The 19258-nt window shown below is 68.4% G+C and carries 13 protein-coding genes; 6 read left to right on the top strand and 7 right to left on the bottom strand.

What is annotated here, in order from left to right; translation table 11 throughout:
• Positions 1 to 125 precede the first annotated feature (125 nt).
• From ACQPYM_RS29585 to arfA, 3 genes are all read right to left on the bottom strand, one after another.
• Complete coding sequence (locus ACQPYM_RS29585; RefSeq protein WP_433006971.1) at positions 126 to 335, bottom strand: hypothetical protein; 210 nt, start codon at positions 333 to 335, stop codon at positions 126 to 128.
• Between the two features lie 34 nt (positions 336 to 369).
• Positions 370 to 1065 carry a sunset domain-containing protein gene (locus ACQPYM_RS29580; RefSeq protein ID WP_433006968.1) on the bottom strand — a complete coding sequence of 232 codons (696 nt, stop codon included), beginning with the start codon at positions 1063 to 1065 and terminating at the stop codon, positions 370 to 372.
• 133 nt (positions 1066 to 1198) lie between these two features.
• Entirely contained in the window at positions 1199 to 2422 is a 1224-nt protein-coding gene (gene arfA, locus ACQPYM_RS29575; protein ID WP_433006965.1) for a channel-forming protein ArfA/OmpATb, read from the bottom strand.
• A 191-nt stretch (positions 2423 to 2613) separates the two neighbouring features.
• Between arfA and ACQPYM_RS29570 the strand changes: the two genes are divergently transcribed.
• Positions 2614 to 3888 (top strand): glycoside hydrolase family 18 protein, encoded by a 1275-nt coding sequence (locus ACQPYM_RS29570; RefSeq protein WP_433006962.1) that lies wholly within the window; start codon positions 2614 to 2616, stop codon positions 3886 to 3888.
• A 301-nt stretch (positions 3889 to 4189) separates the two neighbouring features.
• Positions 4190 to 4774: a winged helix-turn-helix domain-containing protein gene (locus tag ACQPYM_RS29565; protein WP_433006959.1), complete on the top strand. Its 585-nt coding sequence runs from the start codon at positions 4190 to 4192 to the stop codon at positions 4772 to 4774.
• Between the two features lie 63 nt (positions 4775 to 4837).
• On the opposite strand, the gene ACQPYM_RS29560 is transcribed toward ACQPYM_RS29565, so the two are convergent.
• Positions 4838 to 9253, bottom strand: coding sequence for a S8 family serine peptidase (locus ACQPYM_RS29560; protein ID WP_433006956.1), 4416 nt, complete (start codon positions 9251 to 9253; stop codon positions 4838 to 4840).
• A gap of 294 nt (positions 9254 to 9547) precedes the next feature.
• Here ACQPYM_RS29560 and ACQPYM_RS29555 point away from each other — a divergent pair, with 294 nt between their 5' ends.
• The gene (locus ACQPYM_RS29555) at positions 9548 to 10171 is read left to right on the top strand and encodes a winged helix-turn-helix domain-containing protein (protein WP_433006953.1); all 624 of its coding nucleotides are present in this window, start codon (positions 9548 to 9550) and stop codon (positions 10169 to 10171) included.
• Here ACQPYM_RS29555 and ACQPYM_RS29550 read toward each other — a convergent pair.
• On the bottom strand, positions 10149 to 11291 hold the full coding sequence (locus ACQPYM_RS29550; RefSeq protein WP_433006950.1) for a helix-turn-helix domain-containing protein: 1143 nt from the start codon (positions 11289 to 11291) through the stop codon (positions 10149 to 10151). The two genes, ACQPYM_RS29555 and ACQPYM_RS29550, sit on opposite strands and share 23 nt — an antisense overlap.
• A gap of 144 nt (positions 11292 to 11435) precedes the next feature.
• Here ACQPYM_RS29550 and ACQPYM_RS29545 point away from each other — a divergent pair, with 144 nt between their 5' ends.
• Positions 11436 to 12701 (top strand): YncE family protein, encoded by a 1266-nt coding sequence (locus tag ACQPYM_RS29545; protein WP_433006947.1) that lies wholly within the window; start codon positions 11436 to 11438, stop codon positions 12699 to 12701.
• Entirely contained in the window at positions 12701 to 13888 is a 1188-nt protein-coding gene (locus ACQPYM_RS29540) for a threonine synthase (RefSeq protein WP_433006944.1), read from the top strand. The genes ACQPYM_RS29545 and ACQPYM_RS29540 overlap by 1 nt, the downstream gene beginning before the upstream one ends.
• Here the strand turns inward: ACQPYM_RS29540 and ACQPYM_RS29535 are convergent.
• Together ACQPYM_RS29535 and ACQPYM_RS29530 are read right to left on the bottom strand one after the other, a co-directional pair.
• Complete coding sequence (locus ACQPYM_RS29535; protein ID WP_433006941.1) at positions 13885 to 14271, bottom strand: hypothetical protein; 387 nt, start codon at positions 14269 to 14271, stop codon at positions 13885 to 13887. The genes ACQPYM_RS29540 and ACQPYM_RS29535 overlap by 4 nt on opposite strands.
• 41 nt (positions 14272 to 14312) lie before the next feature.
• Positions 14313 to 16301, bottom strand: a complete 1989-nt coding sequence (locus ACQPYM_RS29530) for an alpha-1,4-glucan--maltose-1-phosphate maltosyltransferase (RefSeq protein WP_433006938.1) — start codon at positions 16299 to 16301, stop codon at positions 14313 to 14315.
• 282 nt (positions 16302 to 16583) lie between these two features.
• Between ACQPYM_RS29530 and glgP the strand changes: the two genes are divergently transcribed.
• Positions 16584 to 19181, top strand: a complete 2598-nt coding sequence (glgP, locus tag ACQPYM_RS29525; protein ID WP_433006936.1) for an alpha-glucan family phosphorylase — start codon at positions 16584 to 16586, stop codon at positions 19179 to 19181.
• Positions 19182 to 19258: the final 77 nt, after the last annotated feature.

Raw genomic sequence — 19258 nt, 5'->3', positions numbered from 1 at the left:
ACGCCGGCTCCGCCCACGTCTATCTGGGTAGACGTGGTGCGCGTTCGGTGGTGTCTCACCTGGTGGAACGTGTGCGGAGCGCCTTGCTCAGCCGCACTCTGGCAACGGCATCGTCGGTTTCGGGGTCAGTCGGTCTCGAGGGTCACGACGAGTTGGTCGGGGACGCCGACGGACTCGGCCAGGAGTTCGATGGCTGCCTTCAGGTCTTCGATGGCCGCTTCGCGGGTCGCGCCTTGGCCGTTGGCGAAGGCATCGGGGGCCAGTGCCGCGGCGGCGCACCAGAACCCGTCCTCGTCCTGCTCGACGGTGTAAGGCACGTGGATCTCGCGCTGCAATGGATCCTCCGTGGTGTGGGTATCCGCCGCAGGCTCAGTCGGTGGGGCGGGGGGATTTGCGGGGTTTGCGGGTGTACTTGGTGAAGCCGGCTTTTTCGGCGTCGGACTCGGTGCGGAACCAGACTTCGGGTTTGGTGCGGCCGTAGTACGGGGAGTCGGGGGTGTGGAAGAGCATTGACTGGGCGTTGCCCTTGATGGTGAAGCCGTCGGGTGGGCCCTGGTGGGGGACGGCGTCGGCTGAGCCTTCGCCGTAGCGGCCTACGGGGACGGCTGCGGACTTCACCTGTACTTCGTCCGTGGGGGAGGTGTCGTCGAAGAGGGTTGGCTCGCCGGCGTCCATTCGCTGTGAGAAGACCGGATTTACTGGGGCCGGCTTCGGCTCCGGCTGTGGTTCGGGCTCCGGTTGCGGTTGCGGTTCGGGTTCGGGCTCCGGCGAGGGTTCCGGTTCCGGCTCGGGCTCTGGGGCCGGCTTGGGTTGTGGCGGGTCGTCGGCGGTTTGGTCGAAAGGTTCTACTGGGGTTTCGACGCGGCGGGGTGCGGAGGCTGACGTAGTACCGGCTGCTGCTACTCCGGCTCCGACCAGGGTTTTTTCTTCGGCGGGCTCTTCTTGCTCGGCCGGGACTGCCGCGGGGGACTGGTCGCGGCGGTTGAGGAGGAGCCAGGTGATGATGGCGCCGGCCAGGAAGGCGAGCAGGGTCCACGGCCAGTTGTTGCGGAACAGCCAGGCCATCAGCGGGCACCCTTCGAGGCGGTGGGTAGAAGCCGGTGCAGCAGCCAGGCCGCTGCGCTGCCGAGGACGAACGCGACCAGCAGCAGGAACCAGACCTGGGCGATCAGCCAACTCATGAAATTCCCCTGGGACTCTAATGGACTCGGATCTCGACCCGGCGGTTCGCGACCCGGCCGGCGGAGGTGGTGTTCGGCGCCACCGGACGAGTCTCCCCGTAGCCGCGGCTGGTGATCCGCCCGGCGGGTACGCCGAGCTTGACGAGCGCCGCCTTGACGGCGTCCGCGCGCTGCTGGGACAGCGGCAGGCTGGTGGCGGGATTGCCGAGGTTGTCGGTGTGACCGCCCACCTCGACGTCGTAGGTGTCGCAGCTCTTGAGCAGTTCCGCGGCCCGGACCACCGACACCTTCGAGGCGTCGTTCACGATCGCGGTGCCGGACAGGAACACGATCTTGTTCTCCATCGCGAACCGGGCCAGCCGCGCCTCGAACGTCTGGCACGCCGCGCTGACCGGCGGTTTCGCGATCGCCGGCACCTGGAGCTCGTTGGCGATCACGGCACCCGGTACTGCGGCCGCTGCCGCGCGGGCGGCGGTCGCCTTGGTCGCCTGATCGGCGACCTTGCCGCTCAGCGTCACCTTGTCACCGTCGAACTTGACCGACGCATCACCGGTTGCCGTCGACAACGCGTGCAGCAGGGCGGACAACGCGGCCGGGTTCGGCAGGGCGGTCTGCTCGTCGATGGTGAGCTTGTCGACGAACTCGGTGCCTTCGGTCAGCAACGCCTGGACCTCGGCGACGACCTTGTCCTTCGCGGCCTGGTCGCGGACGACGGCCTGGACGGTGATCGACGAGTCGGTCCGGCTCAACTCGAAGGGAGCGACCTCGACCTCGGAAGGCGGCGTCGCGGGCGCGCCGGTCGGCGTACCGGCAGGCTCTTCGGCAGGTCCGGTCGACGGTGTCCCGGGTGACGGTGCATCGGTCGACGGTGCTCCGGTCGGGCCGGCCTGTGCGTTGCCGCCGCCGTTGGTGTGCGCGGTGCGGACGCCGTCGACCGACTCGACCACCTGCCGCGCTTCGGCCGCATCGGCCCCGGCCGGTACGACGACCGTCGCGTCCCGGCCCGAGAAGTCGACCTGGACCCCGGTGATGCCGCGAGCGTCCAGCGCGGCCAAGGACCGCTGGCGTAAGTCGTCCTCGGTGAGTCCGGCCTTGAGTCCGATCACCAGCGCGGTGAGCAGCACGGGAACGAGCACGGCTGCGAGCAGCCAGACAAAACCGGGCCGCCGCCGTACGAGTCCCGAACTCGTCGCGGCTGCCGCGGTGGGATCGGACCGGGAGTCGTCCGAGGATCCGGGCACTGTTCCTCCGTCAAGAGCGGCCATAGGTGACCGTGCGCGAGGACACTACTCCGTACCGCGCCCGCGTTGTATACCACCCCCGAAAGCTTTACGTGATCGCATGGGCATATTTATTCGGCTACCTTCTTTTCTTAACTGGGAGTACTCGGTAGGGTGCGTTCAGTCCCTCTCCGCCCCCCTTGGAGGAACAGATGAAGCCTCGACCCCTGCCCACGCTGCTCGCCGCGCTGGCGATGCTCACCGCCGGCGTCGTACCGGCCGCGGTGGCCGCCACCCCCTCGGAGTCGGTCGGCCGACCGAGCGCAGTACCGGCTGCCGCGCCGGCGCAGGACGCCGGCCGGGTGGTTGCCGCTGGCAAGCGAGTTGTCGGCTACTTCACCGAGTGGGGTGTCTACGACCGCAACTACCACGTGAGGAACATCAAGACCAGCGGGTCGGCGGCCAAGCTGACCAACATCGTCTACGCCTTCGGCAACACCACCGGCGGCCGCTGCACGATGGGTGACGCGTACGCGGCCACCGACAAGTTCTACGACGCGGCCGGCTCGGTCGACGGGGTCGCCGACACCTGGGACACCGGCGCGCTGCGCGGCAACTTCAACCAGCTGCGCAAGCTGAAGAAGCAGTACCCGAACATCAAGGTGGTCTGGTCGTTCGGCGGCTGGACCTGGTCCGGCGGTTTCACCGAGGCGGCCAAGAACCCGACGGCGTTCGCGAACTCCTGCTACAGCCTGGTCGAGGATCCGCGCTGGGCCGATGTCTTCGACGGCATCGACATCGACTGGGAGTACCCGAACGCCTGCGGCCTGAGCTGCGACGCCTCCGGCCCGAACGCCTTCAACACCGTGATCAGCGCGCTCCGTACCCGGTTCGGTTCGTCCGCCCTGGTCACCGCGGCGATCACGGCCGACGGCACCAACGGCGGCAAGATCGACGCGACCAACTACGCCCTGGCGGCGCAGAAACTCAACTGGATCATGCCGATGACGTACGACTACTTCGGCGCGTTCAACGCCCAGGGCCCGACCGCGCCGCACTCGCCGCTGAGGTCGTACTCCGGAATCCCGCAGGCCGGCTTCCACAGCGACGCGGCGATCCAGAAGCTCAAGAGCAAGGGCATCCCGGCTGCGAAGATCCTGCTCGGCATCGGCTTCTACGGCCGGGGCTGGACCGGAGTCACGCAGGCAGCGCCGGGCGGTCGCGCGACCGGGGCCGCGCCCGGCAAGTACGAGGCAGGGATCGAGGACTACAAGCTGATCTCGACCCGTTGCCCGTCCACCGGAACGGTCGGCGGTACGGCGTACGCGTTCTGCAACGGGCAGTGGTGGGGCTATGACACGCCCGCGACGATCCGCAACAAGATGACCTACGCCAACAACCAGGGCCTCGGCGGCGCCTTCTTCTGGGAGCTCTCCGGCGACACCAGTTCCGGCGCCTTGATCACGGCCGTGAAGACAATCGGCTGACCTTGACCATCGCCTGATTCGGCAGGCGATTCCCGGCGTCCGGGGCCTCCGCACCGTCCCTGCGGAGGCCCCGGACGCTGTTGCCGGTCCCCGTACTCCGGTGCGGAGCCCGCGACTCAGAGCAACCTGGAAGGCCCATTCCGTGGCGCTCTGTAGAACGTTGCCGTCCGTTGCTGTCCGGTCTCGGACAGGTCGCATATGTGCCATCCGGGGACAAAGGAAATCCCTTGACTTAACCCTCGCGGTTCGCCGTACTGGTGCCTGCGTCTGACCCCGGCATGCGTTGTGAAGGAGGGGCTCCATGGAGAGGCTGCCGGATTCGTCGTTGATCATCGGCGTGGCCACGTCGACTGCCGAACGAGTGCAACTCGCCCGGCTGCTGGGTGGTGCCGACGCGCTGCTGCTTGTGTCGAGCGCGGAGCAGGCGCGGGCCTTCCTGGAGTTGACGTCGACAGCGGAGTCGGCGCCCGTAGTACTGACCCCTGCCGTCCTGCCCAAAGCGATGGCCGAGGTCGAACCCGAGCCTGCCCAGATCGAGGCAGCGCTGCCTACGTCTGCTCCTCTGTCTATGTCTGCACCACTTGCCATCACGCCCGCCGCGGCGCTGAAGCTGGACGTGGACCGCCGGGTCGTCCGCTGGAAGGACCGCGAGATGCGGCTGACCCGCCTGGAGCACGACTTCCTGAACTGTCTGGTCAAAGAACCGGGCAAGGTCTGGACCTACCAGCGCCTGCACCACGCGGTCTGGGGCAACGAACACCTCGGCCACGGCTCGCACATCCACTCGGTGGTCAAACGCCTCCGCCAGAAGCTGGCCACCCTTGGCGCCACCGTCACCATCCACGCGGTACGAGGCGTCGGCTTCCACCTCCTGCCTGTCGCCTGAGCTCTACCAAACGGCACCGGCCCCGGACAGGAACTCCTGTCCGGGGCCGGGCTGTTCAGTTGGTCAGCGGGTTGCCTTCAGGGCGAAGTCCTCGACGAGGATCTCGCCGGCGACGAGCCTGCTGGTCCTGGTCTGCGGGCGGTAGCCGTCCTTGGCCGCGATCAGGGTGAGGGGGTTGTTGCGACGGTCCAGCCAGTAGGCGTAGCCGCCGTCCTTGTCGGTGATGAAGGTGTACTCCTGGGCCCACGAGTCGACCTGGACCGTGGCGCCCGGGAGGGGAGCGGTGGTTCCGGAGACGGCGACGCCGGTGACCGTGCCCATGATCTTGCTCCAGCTGGTCGGCGGCGTGACGTTGAGCTTCACGCCGACCGGGGCCACGCTGTACGGCGTGTTCTCGCCGATGGCGACCGAACCGGTGTAGGTACCGGGCTGGTCGACCGCGGCGTTGAGCGCCACCTTGACGACGACCTGAGCGCCCGGGGCCAGGGTGGCCTCGGTGCGGTCGAGAGCCATCCAGGGGACGTCAGCCGACGACTCGGAGCAGTTCTCCAGGCCGGGCAGCGCCTCGCTGCTGGTGGTCGCGGTGAAGCCACCGGACGATCCACCGACCTTGTAGAAGCCACAGGCCGCGCCACCGCGGTAGCGGGGCTGGTTGGCGTTCGGCAGCGCGGACCAGGTGCCGGCGGCCGGGTCGAAGGCGAAACCGGCGTTGGTGACGGCGCCGGTCTGGACACCACCGACGACCATCAGCTTGCCAGCGGCGACGGCGAAGGACGCCGCCCAGTGGTCAGCCGGGGAGTCGGCGATCGCGGCCCAGGAGTTCGCTCCCGGGTCGTACACGTAGCTTGCCTTCTGGGCTGCCGCGCCGTCGTTGCCGCCGGAGCAGTAGAGCTTGCCGTCGATGGCGCCACAGGAAGCGAAGGCCACCGACTTCGGGTAGTTCGCCAGGGTGGACCAGCTGTTCGACGCCGCGTCGTACGCGACGACGGAGTTCGACATCGGAGTACAGCCGGCGGTGGTGCAGCCGCCGACGGCGTACAGCTTGCCGTCGAGCACGGCCTGTCCGGCGGCCGCACGCGGAGCCGGGTTGGCCGCTACCGCGGACCAGGCGTTGGCAGCCGGGTCGTAGGACCAGGTGGCGGCGTCCGGACCCGACGGTCCCCAGCCGGAGCTGGCGATGATCTTGCCGTTGACCGCACCGACGGTGACTGCGTTGCGAGCACCCGGCAGCGGGGCGATCGCGGTCCAGGCCAGGGTGGCCGGGTCGTACACGTAGCTGTTGGCGGTCGAGGCGCTACCGTTGCCACCGGCAATCGAGTAGATCTTGCCGTCGAGGTTGACCACCCGGTTGTCCATCACGGTCGCCGGGTAGTTGGCGATGTCGACCCACGGAGCCGCAAGCGGGGTCCGGGCGGCCGGCTGGCCGGCCATCTTGCCGGACTGCTTGTGGCCGAACGAGGTCGGGACCTCGAGCCGCTGCAGCGGAGCACCGGTGCTGCTCATGACCTGCGACTTGGTGGTCTTGGTGCCGTTCGCGTTCTGCAGGGTGAAGCCGCCGTCGCGCTCCCCGAACTTCAGCTCGACGTCCGCGCCACCGGTGTTGGTGACCGTGAACGACTTGGTGACCTTGCCGCCGGGCAGCCGCAGGTTGGCCGCGATCGCACCCGGTACGACGGAGATCCGGCCGGCCGCCAGGGTGTAGTTGGCCGCCGTCACCCAGTCGGCCTCGACGTCCACCGTCTGCTGCGAGCTGACGTAGTTGCCTGCCTTGGCGGTGTAGCCGTGCGGGCCGTCGTCCGCGGAGTACAGCCAGTAGAAGCCGTCGGCCAGACCGGTGTCCTCGGGCGTCGCGACGGTGGTGGCGGTCTCGCTGGCCTTGTCGTCACGGGTGACGACGGCGCCGTTGATGTAGCCGCCGGTGTTGGCGTCCTTCACGTTGCCGACGACCAGGCCGCCGCCGGTGGGGACACAGTTGATCTGGCTGCCGATCAGGACGCTGTCGACCTCCCACCACCAGTCGTACGAGGCGAGGGAGTAGTGGAAGCGCACCTGGACCGCCGACTGGCCGGCCGCCTGCGGGATCGCGATCTCCTTGACCCCACGGGTGTCGGCGGACTGGGTGAGCACGGTCGTCCAGGTGGTTCCGCCGTCGACGGACAGGTCGACCTCGGCCTTCTCACCGCTCAGGTAGTTGAAGTCCTGGTTGAACTTGATCACCGGGGCGGTGACCGCGCTCAGGTCCACGACCGGGCTGACCAGCGAGGTGTCCTGCGCCCCGCCGGAGCCGTACTCGTCGCTGTCGACGATCGCGAAACCGCCGGCCGCGCCGGTCAGGTTGCCGCGGTTGCCGAGGTCCTCGAACTTCCAGACCTGACCGTTGTTCTTGTTGTCCACGACGGTCCAGCCACTCGGGGCGGCCTTCGCGTCGAAGGTCTCGTAGATGCCGTCGGAGCCGAACTTGTACCCCGGCGCCGTGCTGCACGCGTCGGTCCGGACCGGCACCGCCACGTTCTTGGTCAGGTTGCCCGCGCCGACGGTGATCGGCTGGCTGACGGTCTGGTAACCGGGCAGCTGGGTCTCCACCTTCAACGTGTACGTCGCGCTGGAGGGCACCTTGAAGGAGTACCGGCCGTTGACCGGGGTGGTGTAGTCGAACACGCCACCCGGACCCTCGACGCTCACCTTCGCGTACAGCGGCCAGCCGTGGCCGGAGCCGTCCGTGACGGTGCCGCCGACGCTCACGGTCGGAGCGGCCGCGAGGACGAAGTTCTTCGTCGTGGTGGTGTTCAGCGCGACAGTCGCCGTACCGGTCTGGCCGACGTAACCGAAGGCGGAAACGACGAGCGAGTAGTCACCGGCAGGGAGGACGGCCGAGTAGCTGCCGTCTGCCGAGGTGGTCAGTGCCTTGTCCGGCGTACCGGTCTGCTTGACCGTCACCGAGGCGCCGGCGATGGCCGCGCCGCCGGTGGCGGTGACCTTGCCGGCCAGGGTGCCGGTCTCGCCGACGGGGGCCGCGTTCATCAGCGCGAGGGCGTCGAGCCTGCCCTCACCGAACACGTTGTTGTCGTCGGTGGTGCCGCCGCACTGGGCGTTGGCCACGTCGGTCGCGGTGTCGTCGAGCAGCGCGCGGGTGGCCGCGACGTCGCCCTTCAGGCTGGGTGCGCCGGCCCACAGCAACGCGATGACGCCCGCGAGGTGCGGGGCGGACATCGAGGTGCCGTTGAAGCTCGAGTAGCCGTTGCCGGGAACGCTGGACCGGACGTTGACGCCCGGGCCGGAGATGTTCGGCTTGATCGTGCCGTTCTGGCCGGCACCGCGGCCGGAGAACGAGGCGATGTTGTTGTTGATGTCGTAGGCGCCGACCGAGTAGTTGCTGGTCGAGCTGCCGGGGGAGCCGCTGGTGTTACAGGCGGAGCCGCTGTTGCCGTTCGAGAAGACACCGAAGATGCCGGACGCGGTCCAGGCGAGGGTGACGTCCTCCATGAACGGGTCGTTGGACGGCAGCCGGCTGCCCCACGAGTTGTTGATCACGTTGGGCCGCTTGCTCGCGTCCGGGTTCGCCCCGGCGAGGTTGGTCGGCTCCAGCATCCACTGACCGGACTCGATCAGCGCGGCGTCGCTCGGGCAGCAGCCGTTCGCGGCGATCCACTTGACGGCCGGCGCGACACCGACCTGGTTGGCGGCGCCGTCGTCACCGGCCATGGTGCCCATCGTGTGGGTGCCGTGGCCGTTGGTGTCACAGGGTGCGCCCGAGCAGGTGCCGGCGGCGTCGAACCAGTTGTAGTTGTGGTCGAACGTGCCATTGGCCTGCTTGCCGCGGTACTGGTTCACCAGCGCCGGGTGGTCGTACTGGACGCCGGTGTCGATGTTGGCCACCGTGATGCCGGCGCCCTTGTCGCCGTACTGCGCCCAGACCTGGTCGGCCTTGACGTTGGCGATACCCCACTCGACGGCGTTGATCTCGTTCTGCTGCGTGCCGGGGGTGACCTCGGGCACCTCGTACTGGACCGGGTTGTAGACCCCCTCGACCTCGGCGTGGTTCGCGATGCTCTGCACCATCTCCAGCGAGCCGCCCTTGACCACGATCGCGTTGGTGGCCCAGTAGGACTTGTACTGCGCGCGCTGACCGTCCAGCTCGGCCTTGACCTTGGCCTGGCTCTCCGCGGCGGTCTTGCGCAGCGCGGCGGCGACAGCCGTACCGCGCTGGGTCCAGTCCGTGATGGCGGAGGCCTTGCTCAGGTCGGCCTTCGCGCTGAACCGGACCCAGAAGTCGGTCGCCTCCTTGGCGTCCTTGCCTTCCAGCTTCGCCCGCAGGTCAGGCTTGATCTTGTCGGCCGCGGACGTGGGCGTCGCGCCGGCCTTGCTGGGTGGTGCCGCTTGGGCCAGGCCGGAGGCAGCCAGCCCGGTGGCGATGACGGCAACCGCCGCCAGGGCACTGACCAGCGATCTGGCCAGGCCCCTCTTCCGTTGATGAGACATCTCTGCAGCCCCTCACTTGTACGACCCCGAATCGACTCCCCCGAGTCATTTGGTGCAGAGGTGCAAGGTTCCGCGGGCAGGCCGTGATGAACCGTTCCAGCGAACTCTCCGTGCCCCCCAGGTCGCGACGTGTTACGCCGAGCGCCTGCCGAGGACCCTATGTGTCATGGAAAGGTCTTAACAAGCACACTTGGTGAGCAAGATGTGACGCTCGGTCGGACTGCATCCAGGCAAAAATCGCCAATAACTGTCAACGCGTTGACGATTAAAGGCAAAGGTTGACATCGTAATCGGATGGTCACCGCCCGTGTCCCCGCCCCGAACGACGGCGCCCTCGATCTGACCGCCTCCGCCCAGCAGCCGTTTCCGCTGCTGATCGCGGTGGCGGCGTCGCTGGAGGAACGCGTCCGCCTCGCCGAACTCGTCGACGACGTAGCACCGCTGCTGCTCGTCTCCAGCCTGGACGAGCTGCGCAAGCTGCTCGTTCCGGCCCAGTCACCGCCTCCGGTCCCACCCGAGCACCCCGACCCGCCCGAACCCGAGTCGGCGACCGAATCGCCGGCCCGCGAGGTGCCGGACCGGCGTACCGGGCGGCGGGCCGAGGTGTTGACGATCGACTCGGCCCGGTCGGTGGCGCAGTGGCGGGACCGAGAGGTTCCGCTGACTGATCTCGAGCACGATCTGCTCACCTGGCTGATGACGGAGCCGTTGCGGGTCTGGACCTACGAGGCGTTGCACCAGGCGGTCTGGCGAGACCGGCACCTGCGCGGTACTGCGGACGTCCACTCGCTGGTGAAGCGTGTACGCCGCAAGCTCGACGAGCTGGGCACCACTGTCACGATCGACGCGGTGCGCGGTACCGGCTTCCGGTTGACCGACCACCAGAACCCGTCGGTCACAGGGCTACGTGCTGGTTGAGCCACGTCCGCAGGGCCCACCACCAGCGGAGGGTCTGGGGGACAGTACGCCGGTCGTCGGCTCGCCAGGTGCCAGTGAGTTCCTGCAGCCGGGCCAAGCGGTACCGGACGGTGTTGGCGTGGACGTGCATCGCGCCGGCCGTCTGGTCGAGACGCTGCTCGTGGTCGAGGTAGGCCAACGCCGTGGAGACCAGCTGGCGGTGGAAGTCGTCTGCCGGGTCGAGAGTGCCTAGTAGGTCGGCCGCAAGTAGTTCGGCCAGCAACGGCTGTGCTGCCAAGGCAATGTCACCGGCCAGCTCCGTCAGCGGGTGCAGGCCGTGCAGGCGAGTGGGTGTGGCTGCAGTTGCTGCTGCTCGGCAGAGCGAGTGCAGCGGAGCCAACTCGGCCAGGGGAGCAGCGGGGGAGGCCACTACGAGGACTGCTGCGTCCAGAGCGTTGACAGGAAGGCGCGGCACCACTGCAGCCCACCGTCCGTCGACTGAGCCGAAGAGGGCACCTGGCGACAGCCACCGCTCCAGCGCCCTTGCCAGCCGCGGGTCGGCGACGTCGGTCGCCAGACAGTGGTAGAGCCCGTCTGGGTTCAGGCCGGCTCGCGCGAGCTCTGCCGCGGTCAGCTCGCCGGCGTCCTCCCGCAGTACGAGCCGGAGCAGGTGGACCTGGAGATCGCGGGCTGTCCGCGACAACTCCAGTTCCGCGGCGTGATAGCCGCTGATCACGTGCCGCTCGAGACTGCCCGCAAAATGCCCGAAATCCACCAATGCGGAGAGCAAGACGTCGGCCGGCACGCCGGCTTCCCGGGCTCTCCCGACAGCGATCTCAACCGCCCGAGAACGACCAGCCTGTACTCCGCGCAGCAATGCGTCGAGCGGAATACCCTGAGCAGCCCGGTCTTCGCCGAGCCGTGCCGCCGCGGCGAAGTCCCGCTCGTCCGGGGCGGGTGCCCGGCTGAACGCGGCCAAGCCGGCAACGAGCATGATCTCCACATGGCGTCGCGTCTCGGACTCGGGAAGCCGGGAGACTTCCGGGGACTCGGTCCGGGCTGCCGCGACCACCTCGTCGATCGCGCCGGCGTCGCTCGCCATGGCCATCAGGACCTCGGCCAGCCGCCGGTTCTCCGCCACGACCATTCCCTCCCAGCCGCGTTGTCGCCCGGACACAACGAGGAGCGCGGGCGTTGACGACCGGCCCCTACCGTCCGTGCGCGACAGGTTGCTTTTCTGTGAGCGACTGAAAGTAGCAGCCCTCCGCCCGAAAGGTGTTGCCTCATGAAGAACCCGGTGTCCCGCCCACACCGACTTCGCCGGTACCTCGGTCTGCTCGCCGCCGGCGTGACGGTCGCCGCGCTGTGTACAACGCCCGCTACCGCGGCTCCGGAGGCAGCGCCGCTGCGGCAGGTGCTGTTCGTCGGCAACAACTGGGACGGGACCGCCGACGTCATCAAGTCCACTGGCGACTACGCGAAGATCGGGCGGATCAACGTCGTTCCGGACAAGGCTGCCCGGCTCGCCGAGATCTACCTCAACCCGGTCAAACTCGCCTACTTCCTGGGCATCCGGCACGGTGTCGGCGAGGGACATGACCAACTGGTCGACGACCTCTACACGACCTCCGACGGCAAGTCCGTGGTGGTCTCGCGCCCGAGCTTCGCCGACGTCGTGTCGATCGACCTGGCCACCGGACAGCTCAACTGGCGGTTCCCGGTCTCCGGCTTCCGCTCCGACCACATGGCGGTGTCGCCGGACAACACCCGCGTCGCCGTCTCCGCGTCGACCTCGAACACCGTGCACGTGCTCGACATGGCCACCGGCGCGCAGGTCGGATCGTTCTCCACCGGCGACAAGCCCCACGAGAACGTCTTCACCGGCAACGGTCGGTACCTGTGGAACATGGCGATCGGCGACGTCAACACCGCGCTCGACGATCCCGGCCTCGACTGGACCAAGGGCAACCGGCTGATCACCGTCGTCGACGCCAGGACGTTCGCGCCGGTCAAGGTGATCGACATGCGCCAGCGCCTCGACGCGATCGGGCGCCGCGACCTGTCCGACGCAGTACGGCCGGTCGCCTTCACCCCGGACGAGTCGAAGCTCTACTTCCAGGTGTCGTTCTTCCACGGCTTCCTCGAGTACGACGTCGCCACCGACAAGATCACCCGGGTGAAGACCCTGCCGAAGAACCCGAACACCAACGAGGACCGGACCACCTGGATCAACGACTCGCGTCACCACGGCCTGTCGATGAACCCGGCCGGCGACAAGCTCTGCGTGGCGGGCACGATGGACGACTACGCGACGATCGTCGACCGCGCGACCCTGCAGGAGCGCCCGGTCGTGCCGGCTTCGAAGCCGTACTGGGCGACCGTGAGCGGTGACGGCAAGGCCTGCGTGATCTCCGAGAGCGGCGCCGACGCGGTGACCGCGATCGACTTCGCCACCGGCCTGAAGATCGCGACAGTTGCCGTCGGCGACCATCCGCAGCGGGTCCGCCTCGGTCACATCGCGGCAGACTGGACGTCGCCGACACCCGGGTAGTGTCTGAAGCTGTGCGCTTCTCCAGCTTGAGTCACCTCGACTGTCCCAAGTGCGGTCTCAGGCACGACGCTGATCAGGTGATCGGGCTGTGCACCTGCGGCTCACCTCTGCTCGCCCGGTACGACCTCGACGAGGTGCGTGCCGGGTTGAGCAAGGAGGAGGTGGCGTCGCGACCGGCCGACCTCTGGCGGTACCACGAACTGCTGCCGGTGCGGGCCGCCGAGAACGTGATCAGCTTGGGGGAGGGGATGACGCCGCTACTCGCTCTGCCGGCGTACGGGCGGGAGCTCGGGGTCGAGCGGCTGCTGATGAAGGACGAAGGGCTGATCCCGACCGGGACGTTCAAGGCGCGGGGTGCGGCGGTCGGAGTGTCGCGGGCGCGGGAGGTCGGCGTACGGAAGATCGCGATGCCGACGAACGGGAACGCCGGGTCTGCGTGGGCGACGTACGCGGCGCGGGCCGGGATGGCGGCGTTGATTGCGATGCCGGTCGCGGCACCGGAGATCTGCCGGCGCGAGGTGACGGTGGTCGGCGCGGAGCTGAAGCTGATCGACGGGCTGATCGGCGACGCGGGTGCTTGGGTGCGGTCGGAGCTGGCTGTTCGGGACGGGTATCAGGACGTCTCGACGCTGAAGGAGCCGTACCGGATCGAAGGCAAGAAGACGATGGGGCTGGAGATCGCGGAGCAGCTCGGGTGGCGGTTGCCCGACGTGATTCTGTACCCGACCGGCGGGGGAGTCGGGTTGATCGGCATCTGGAAGGCGCTCGCTGAGCTGGCGTCGCTCGGTTGGGTCGAGGGGCCGATGCCGCGGCTGGTCGCAGTACAGGCGACCGGGTGCGCGCCGATCGTGAAGGCGTGGGAGGAGGGTCTGCCGGAGAGTGACGCGTGGCCGGATGCGAAGACTGTTGCCTTCGGCATCACCGTGCCCAAGGCGCTCGGCGATTTCCTCGTCCTGCAGGCGATTGCGGAGACCGATGGGTGTGCCGTTGCCGTCGACGACGAAGACATCCTGGCCGCCCAGCGCCGGGTCGCCGAACTGGAAGGCGCCTTCATCTGCCCCGAAGGCGCCGCCAACTTCGCCGCCGTCCAGCAACTACGAGCGGCGGGCTGGATCGCCGCCGACGACCAGGTCGTTGCCCTCAACACCGGCACCGGCCTGAAGTACCCGGAAACCGTCCCGCTCTAGTCGTCGTCGCCAGGGGTGTGCAGCCACTTCCACCAGTTGGCGATGACCAGGCCGGAGATCACACCCAGGCCGAGGTAGAGCTGCCGGTCGTCCTGGCGCATCTCGCCACTGCCTGAAAACAGCGTCATGATCGTGATGAGCACGAAGGCACCCGCAGCCAGGGCGAGCCGCGCGGACAGCTCTCGTGGGCTGTACCACTGCCACAGCAATCCGATCGCGATACCGGTCAGCCCCAGGCCGCCGAGCCAGATTTGCTCCGATCGCTCGATCAGCTCGCCGTCTCCAGGCAGGTGGACGGTTAGCGCAGTGGAGGCTGCGACGGGCAGCAGCCAGCCGGTCTTGCGGCGTACCTCCGGTGGAACTCTTTCCCGAACAGACCTCATCGCCCCCACCTCACTTGTGTGAGGGCGATGATGTCACCTCGTCAGGCCTGGCCTCGGCGTACCGCGAGGATGTGGGCCGGGTCGCCGTTCGGGTCGAGCTTCACGTAGTTCTGCTGACCCCAGCGCCAGGTCGCGCCGGTGATCTCGTCGTACACGGTGAAGGTGTCCTCGGGGCGCATGCCGAGCGCGGCCATGTCGAGGTGGACGAGTGACTCGCGGACCGCGTGCGGGTCGGTGTTCACCACGACGATCACGGTGTCGCTGTGACCGTCGGGGCCGAGGACCCGCTTGGAGAAGCACATGATCGCGTCGTCGTCGACCTTGTGCAGGCTGAGGTTGCGCAACTGCTGCAGCGCGGGGTGCCGGCGGCGGATGTTGTTCAGCAGCGTCAGGTACGGCGCGAGCGTGCGGTTCTCCGCGGCGGCGGCGTCCCAGTCGCGCGGGCGCAGCTGGAACTTCTCGGTGTCCAGGTACTCCTCGGAGCCCGGCCGCAGCGCGACGTGCTCGAACAGCTCGAAGCCCGCGTAGACACCCCACGCCGGTGACGACGTAGCCGCGATCGCCGCGCGGATCTTGAAGGCGCCCGGACCGCCGTACTGCAGGTACGCGGTGAGGATGTCGGGCGTGTTGACGAAGAAGTTCGGCCGCAGGAAGTGGCCGGTCTCCTTGGTCAGTTCCTGCAGGTACTCCTCCAGCTCCCACTTCTCGTTGCGCCAGGTGAAGTAGGTGTACGACTGGTGGAAACCGACCTTGGCCAGCTCGCGCATCATCGGCCGGCGGGTGAACGCCTCGGACAGGAAGACCACGTCCGGGTCGGTCTTGCGGACCTCGCCGAGCAGCCACTCCCAGAAGTTGACCGGCTTGGTGTGCGGGTTGTCGACCCGGAACACGGTGACGCCGTGCGCGATCCACAGCTTCACGATCCGCAGGACCTCGGCGTAGATGCCTTCGGGGTCGTTGTCGAAGTTGATCGGGTAGATGTCCTGGTACTTCTTCGGCGGGTTCTCGGCGTACGCGATCGAGCCGTCGGCGCGGACGCTGAACCACTTCGGGTGCTCGGTCACCCACGGGTGGTCCGGCGAGGCCTGCAGGGCCAGGTCGATGGCGACCTCGAGGCCGAGCTCACGGGCCCGGCCGACGAAGTAGTCGAAGTCCTCGAAGGTGCCGAGCTCGGGGTGGATCGCGTCGTGCCCGCCCTCTTCCGAGCCGATCGCCCACGGCGAACCCGGGTCGCCGGGCTTCGGGTCGAGGGTGTTGTTCGGGCCCTTGCGGTACGACTTGCCGATCGGGTGCACCGGCGGCACGTAGAGCACGTCGAAGCCCATCGCGGCGACGGCGTCGAGCCGCTTGGCCGCGGTACGGAAGGTGCCGGACTTCCATTCCTGCTTCTCTTCGTCGTACTCCGCGCCCTCGGAGCGCGGGAAGAACTCATACCAGCTGCCGTACAACGCCAGTTGCCGATCCACCCACACCGGATAGGTCTCCGACGAGGTGATCAGCTCGCGCACCGGGTACCGGCCCAGTGCCGAGCGCACCTGCGGCGAGATACCGGCCGCGAGTCGTGCCTCGGCAGGCAGCGCACCGTTGGCCAGCGCCTGCGCCGCGTCGCTCAATGTTGCCCGGTCCACCCGTACTGCGGGCGGTACGCCGGCGGCGGCGCGGTCGAAGAAGGCCGCGCCCTCGGCGAACATCAGCTCGACGTCGATCCCGGCCGGGATCTTGATCTCGGCGTTGTGCCGCCAGGTCCCGTACGGGTCGCTCCAGCCCTCGATCGCGAACGTCCACGCGCCCTGCTCCTGCAGCGTGACGTCGACGGTCCAGCGGTCGGTGCCCTGGCCGACCGGGGTCATCAGCATCCGTCTGGTCTGTCCCGTCGGCGACGTCAGCACGACGTTCGCGTTCACCGCGTCGTGTCCTTCGCGGAACACGGTGGCCGCGATGGTGAAGGTCTCACCCACCGACGACTTGGCCGGATACGCTCCGGCGTCGACGGTCGGGGTGACGTCGGTGATCGGGATGCGCCCAGTCATGGAGTTAACGAACCTTCGCTTTCCGACTAGCGGGGGACAGAGAAGTACAGCACTGACGGTATCGGTTCCCAGTACCGCGCCACGCCATGCAGGTGTCACGGTTCGGTCCAGACTCTGGATAGTCGGCCCGCCGGCTGGTCCGAACTGCGGATTCGTGGTTCAGCGACTGGTACGGACTGGTCCTGCGGTGGTACTGGTCTGGTCCTGCAAGATCTTGCTCGCGTTGCAAGATCGATGCATACCGAAGGTGCTGTCGGCTCCCGGGGCCGGTACGGTGTCCCGGTGCGAGCGATACGACGATTCTCCGTCCGCCCTGTCCTGCCCGAGCCCCTGACCGGTCTCGGCACCCTGGTGAACAACCTGCGCTGGGTCTGGCACCCGGAGACGCAAGACGTCTTCGAGGCCGTCGACCCGCAACTGTGGCGCAGTACCGGTGGTGACCCGGTCAGGCTTCTCGGTGAGGTACCGGCGGCCCGGCTCGACGAGCTGGCGAACGACCAAGCCTTCCTGCGGCGACTGGAACTGGCTGTCACTGACCTCCAGGGTTATGTGGCCGACGACCGGTGGTTCCAGGCCGAGGCCGGTTCCCCGGTCAGCTCGGTGGCCTACTTCTCCCCGGAGTTCGGCATCACCCACGTCCTGCCGCAGTACTCCGGTGGCCTCGGCATCCTGGCCGGTGACCACCTGAAGGCCGCGAGCGACCTCGGCGTACCGCTGATCGGCGTCGGTCTGCTCTACCGGCACGGGTACTTCGGTCAGTCGCTGAACCGCGAGGGCTGGCAGCAGGAGCGCTACCCGCTGGTGGACCCGGATGGTCTGCCGATCAGCCTGCTCCGCGACGGCGACACTCCGGCCACCATCGAGGTGACCCTGCCGGGTGACCGCAAGCTGTGCGCGCAGATCTGGGTCGCCCAGGTCGGCCGGGTGCCGCTGCTGATGCTGGACGCCGACACCGAGGCCAACGAGCTCGCCGAGCGCGACGTCACCGACCGCCTGTACGGCGGAACGACCGAGCACCGGCTGCTCCAGGAGCTCCTGCTGGGTGTCGGCGGTGTCCGCGCCGTCCGCGAGTTCTGCCGGGTCACCGGTCACGCGGCGCCCGAGGTCTTCCACACCAACGAGGGTCACGCCGGCTTCCTGGGCATCGAGCGGATCCGCGAACTGGCCACCGAGCAGAGGCTCGACTTCGACACCGCGCTCGAGGTGGCCCGCGGCGGCACCGTCTTCACCACCCACACCCCGGTCCCGGCCGGGATCGACCGCTTCCCGGTCGAGCTGATCCAGCAGCACTTCTCGCCCGACGTGTTCGGCGACGGCGTACCGGTCGACCGGATCCTCGCGCTCGGCGCCGAGGACTTCGAGGGCGGCGACCCGGCCGTCTTCAACATGGCGATCATGGGGCTGCGGCTGGCCCAGCGCGCCAACGGCGTGTCCAAGCTGCACGGTGTGGTCAGCCGCGGGATGTTCGCCGGCCTGTGGCCGAGCTTCGACCCCTCCGACGTACCGATCACCTCGATCACCAACGGCGTGCACGCGCCGACCTGGGTGGCGCGCGAGATCTCCGCGCTGACCTACGCGGCCGCCGACCAGGGTGACTCCGAGAACATGTTCGAGGGTCTGGACAAGACCACCGACGCGCAGCTGTGGGAGACGAAGCGGATGCTGCGGCAGCGCTTCATCGACGACACCCGCGCCCGGGTCCGCGCCTCCTGGGTGAACCGGGGCGCTTCCGAGGCCGAACTGGGCTGGGTCGACTCGATCCTCGACCCGGACGTGCTGACGATGGGCTTCGCCCGCCGCGTACCGTCGTACAAGCGGCTCACCCTGATGCTGCGCGACCCGGCCCGCCTGAAGGCGATGCTGCTGCACCCGACCCGGCCGGTCCAGATCGTGATCGCCGGCAAGGCGCACCCGGCCGACGAGGGTGGCAAGAAGCTGATCCAGGAGATGGTCCGGTTCGCCGACGATCCCGAGATCCGGCACCGCATCGTCTTCGTGCCCGACTACGACATCGCGCTGGCCCAGCCGATGTACCCGGGCTGCGACGTCTGGCTGAACAACCCGCTGCGTCCCTACGAGGCGTGCGGAACGTCCGGCATGAAGGCGGCGCTGAACGGTGCGCTGAACCTGTCCATCCGCGACGGCTGGTGGGACGAGTGGTACGACGACGAGTTCGGCTGGGCCATCCCGTCCGCCGAAGGGATCGAGGACACGGATCGCCGTGACGACCTCGAGGCGCACGCCCTGTACGACCTGATCGAGAAGCAGGTCGCGCCGCGCTTCTACGACGGCGACGTCCCCGGCCGTTGGATCGAGATGCTCCGGCACACGATCAAGGAACTCGGCCCGAAGGTGCTCGCGACCCGGATGGTGCGCGACTACGTCGAGCAGCTGTACGTCCCGGCCGCACGGTCGTCGCGCCAGCTCAACTCGACGTACGACGGCGCCCGTCAGCTCGCTTCGTGGAAGAAGCAGGTGCGGGCGGCCTGGTCGCAGATCCGCGTCGACCACGTGGAGCTGCAGGGTCTCGGTGACGTCCCGCAGCTCGGTACGACGGTCGGCATCCGCGCGTTCGTGACGCTCGGCGACCTGACACCTGGCGACATTGATGTCGAGGCGCTGCACGGCCGGGTGAATTCGGAAGACGAGATCACCGACCCGGTCCGGGTGTCGCTGTCGCTGGCGGAAACCTACGAAGGCAACCGCCACCGCTTCGAAGGCGAACTGAAGCTGGACCGCACCGGTCCCTTCGGCTACACGGTCCGAGTCCTCCCCAACCACCCGATGCTGGCCAGCCCGGCCGAGCTGGGGTTGGCTGCTGGGCCGTCCGACCCCGAGGACCCGGAAACCCCGGACCTCCCAGCCGGCTCCGAATTCTGAGCCCCTGAACTCTCGCGGGCCCCGCCTACCTCACTAGGCGGGGCCCGCGGTTTGTTTTCCCCACGCCGGCGCCACCG

This window comes from Kribbella sp. CA-294648, from assembly GCF_050943845.1.
Classification (GTDB): Bacteria; Actinomycetota; Actinomycetes; order Propionibacteriales; family Kribbellaceae; genus Kribbella.
This window is presented reverse-complemented; position numbering and strand designations above follow the sequence as displayed.

Bases quoted from the DNA above. Each gene is read 5' to 3' on its own strand.
- ACQPYM_RS29560 (WP_433006956.1), bottom strand. From the start codon at position 9,253: ATGTCTCATCAACGGAAGAGGGGCCTGGCCAGATCGCTGGTCAGTGCC.
- ACQPYM_RS29535 (WP_433006941.1), bottom strand. From the start codon at position 14,271: ATGAGGTCTGTTCGGGAAAGAGTTCCACCGGAGGTACGCCGCAAGACC.
- ACQPYM_RS29565 (WP_433006959.1), top strand. From the start codon at position 4,190: ATGGAGAGGCTGCCGGATTCGTCGTTGATCATCGGCGTGGCCACGTCG.
- ACQPYM_RS29555 (WP_433006953.1), top strand. From the start codon at position 9,548: ATGGTCACCGCCCGTGTCCCCGCCCCGAACGACGGCGCCCTCGATCTG.
- ACQPYM_RS29545 (WP_433006947.1), top strand. From the start codon at position 11,436: ATGAAGAACCCGGTGTCCCGCCCACACCGACTTCGCCGGTACCTCGGT.
- ACQPYM_RS29530 (WP_433006938.1), bottom strand. From the start codon at position 16,301: ATGACTGGGCGCATCCCGATCACCGACGTCACCCCGACCGTCGACGCC.
- ACQPYM_RS29580 (WP_433006968.1), bottom strand. From the start codon at position 1,065: ATGGCCTGGCTGTTCCGCAACAACTGGCCGTGGACCCTGCTCGCCTTC.
- ACQPYM_RS29570 (WP_433006962.1), top strand. From the start codon at position 2,614: ATGAAGCCTCGACCCCTGCCCACGCTGCTCGCCGCGCTGGCGATGCTC.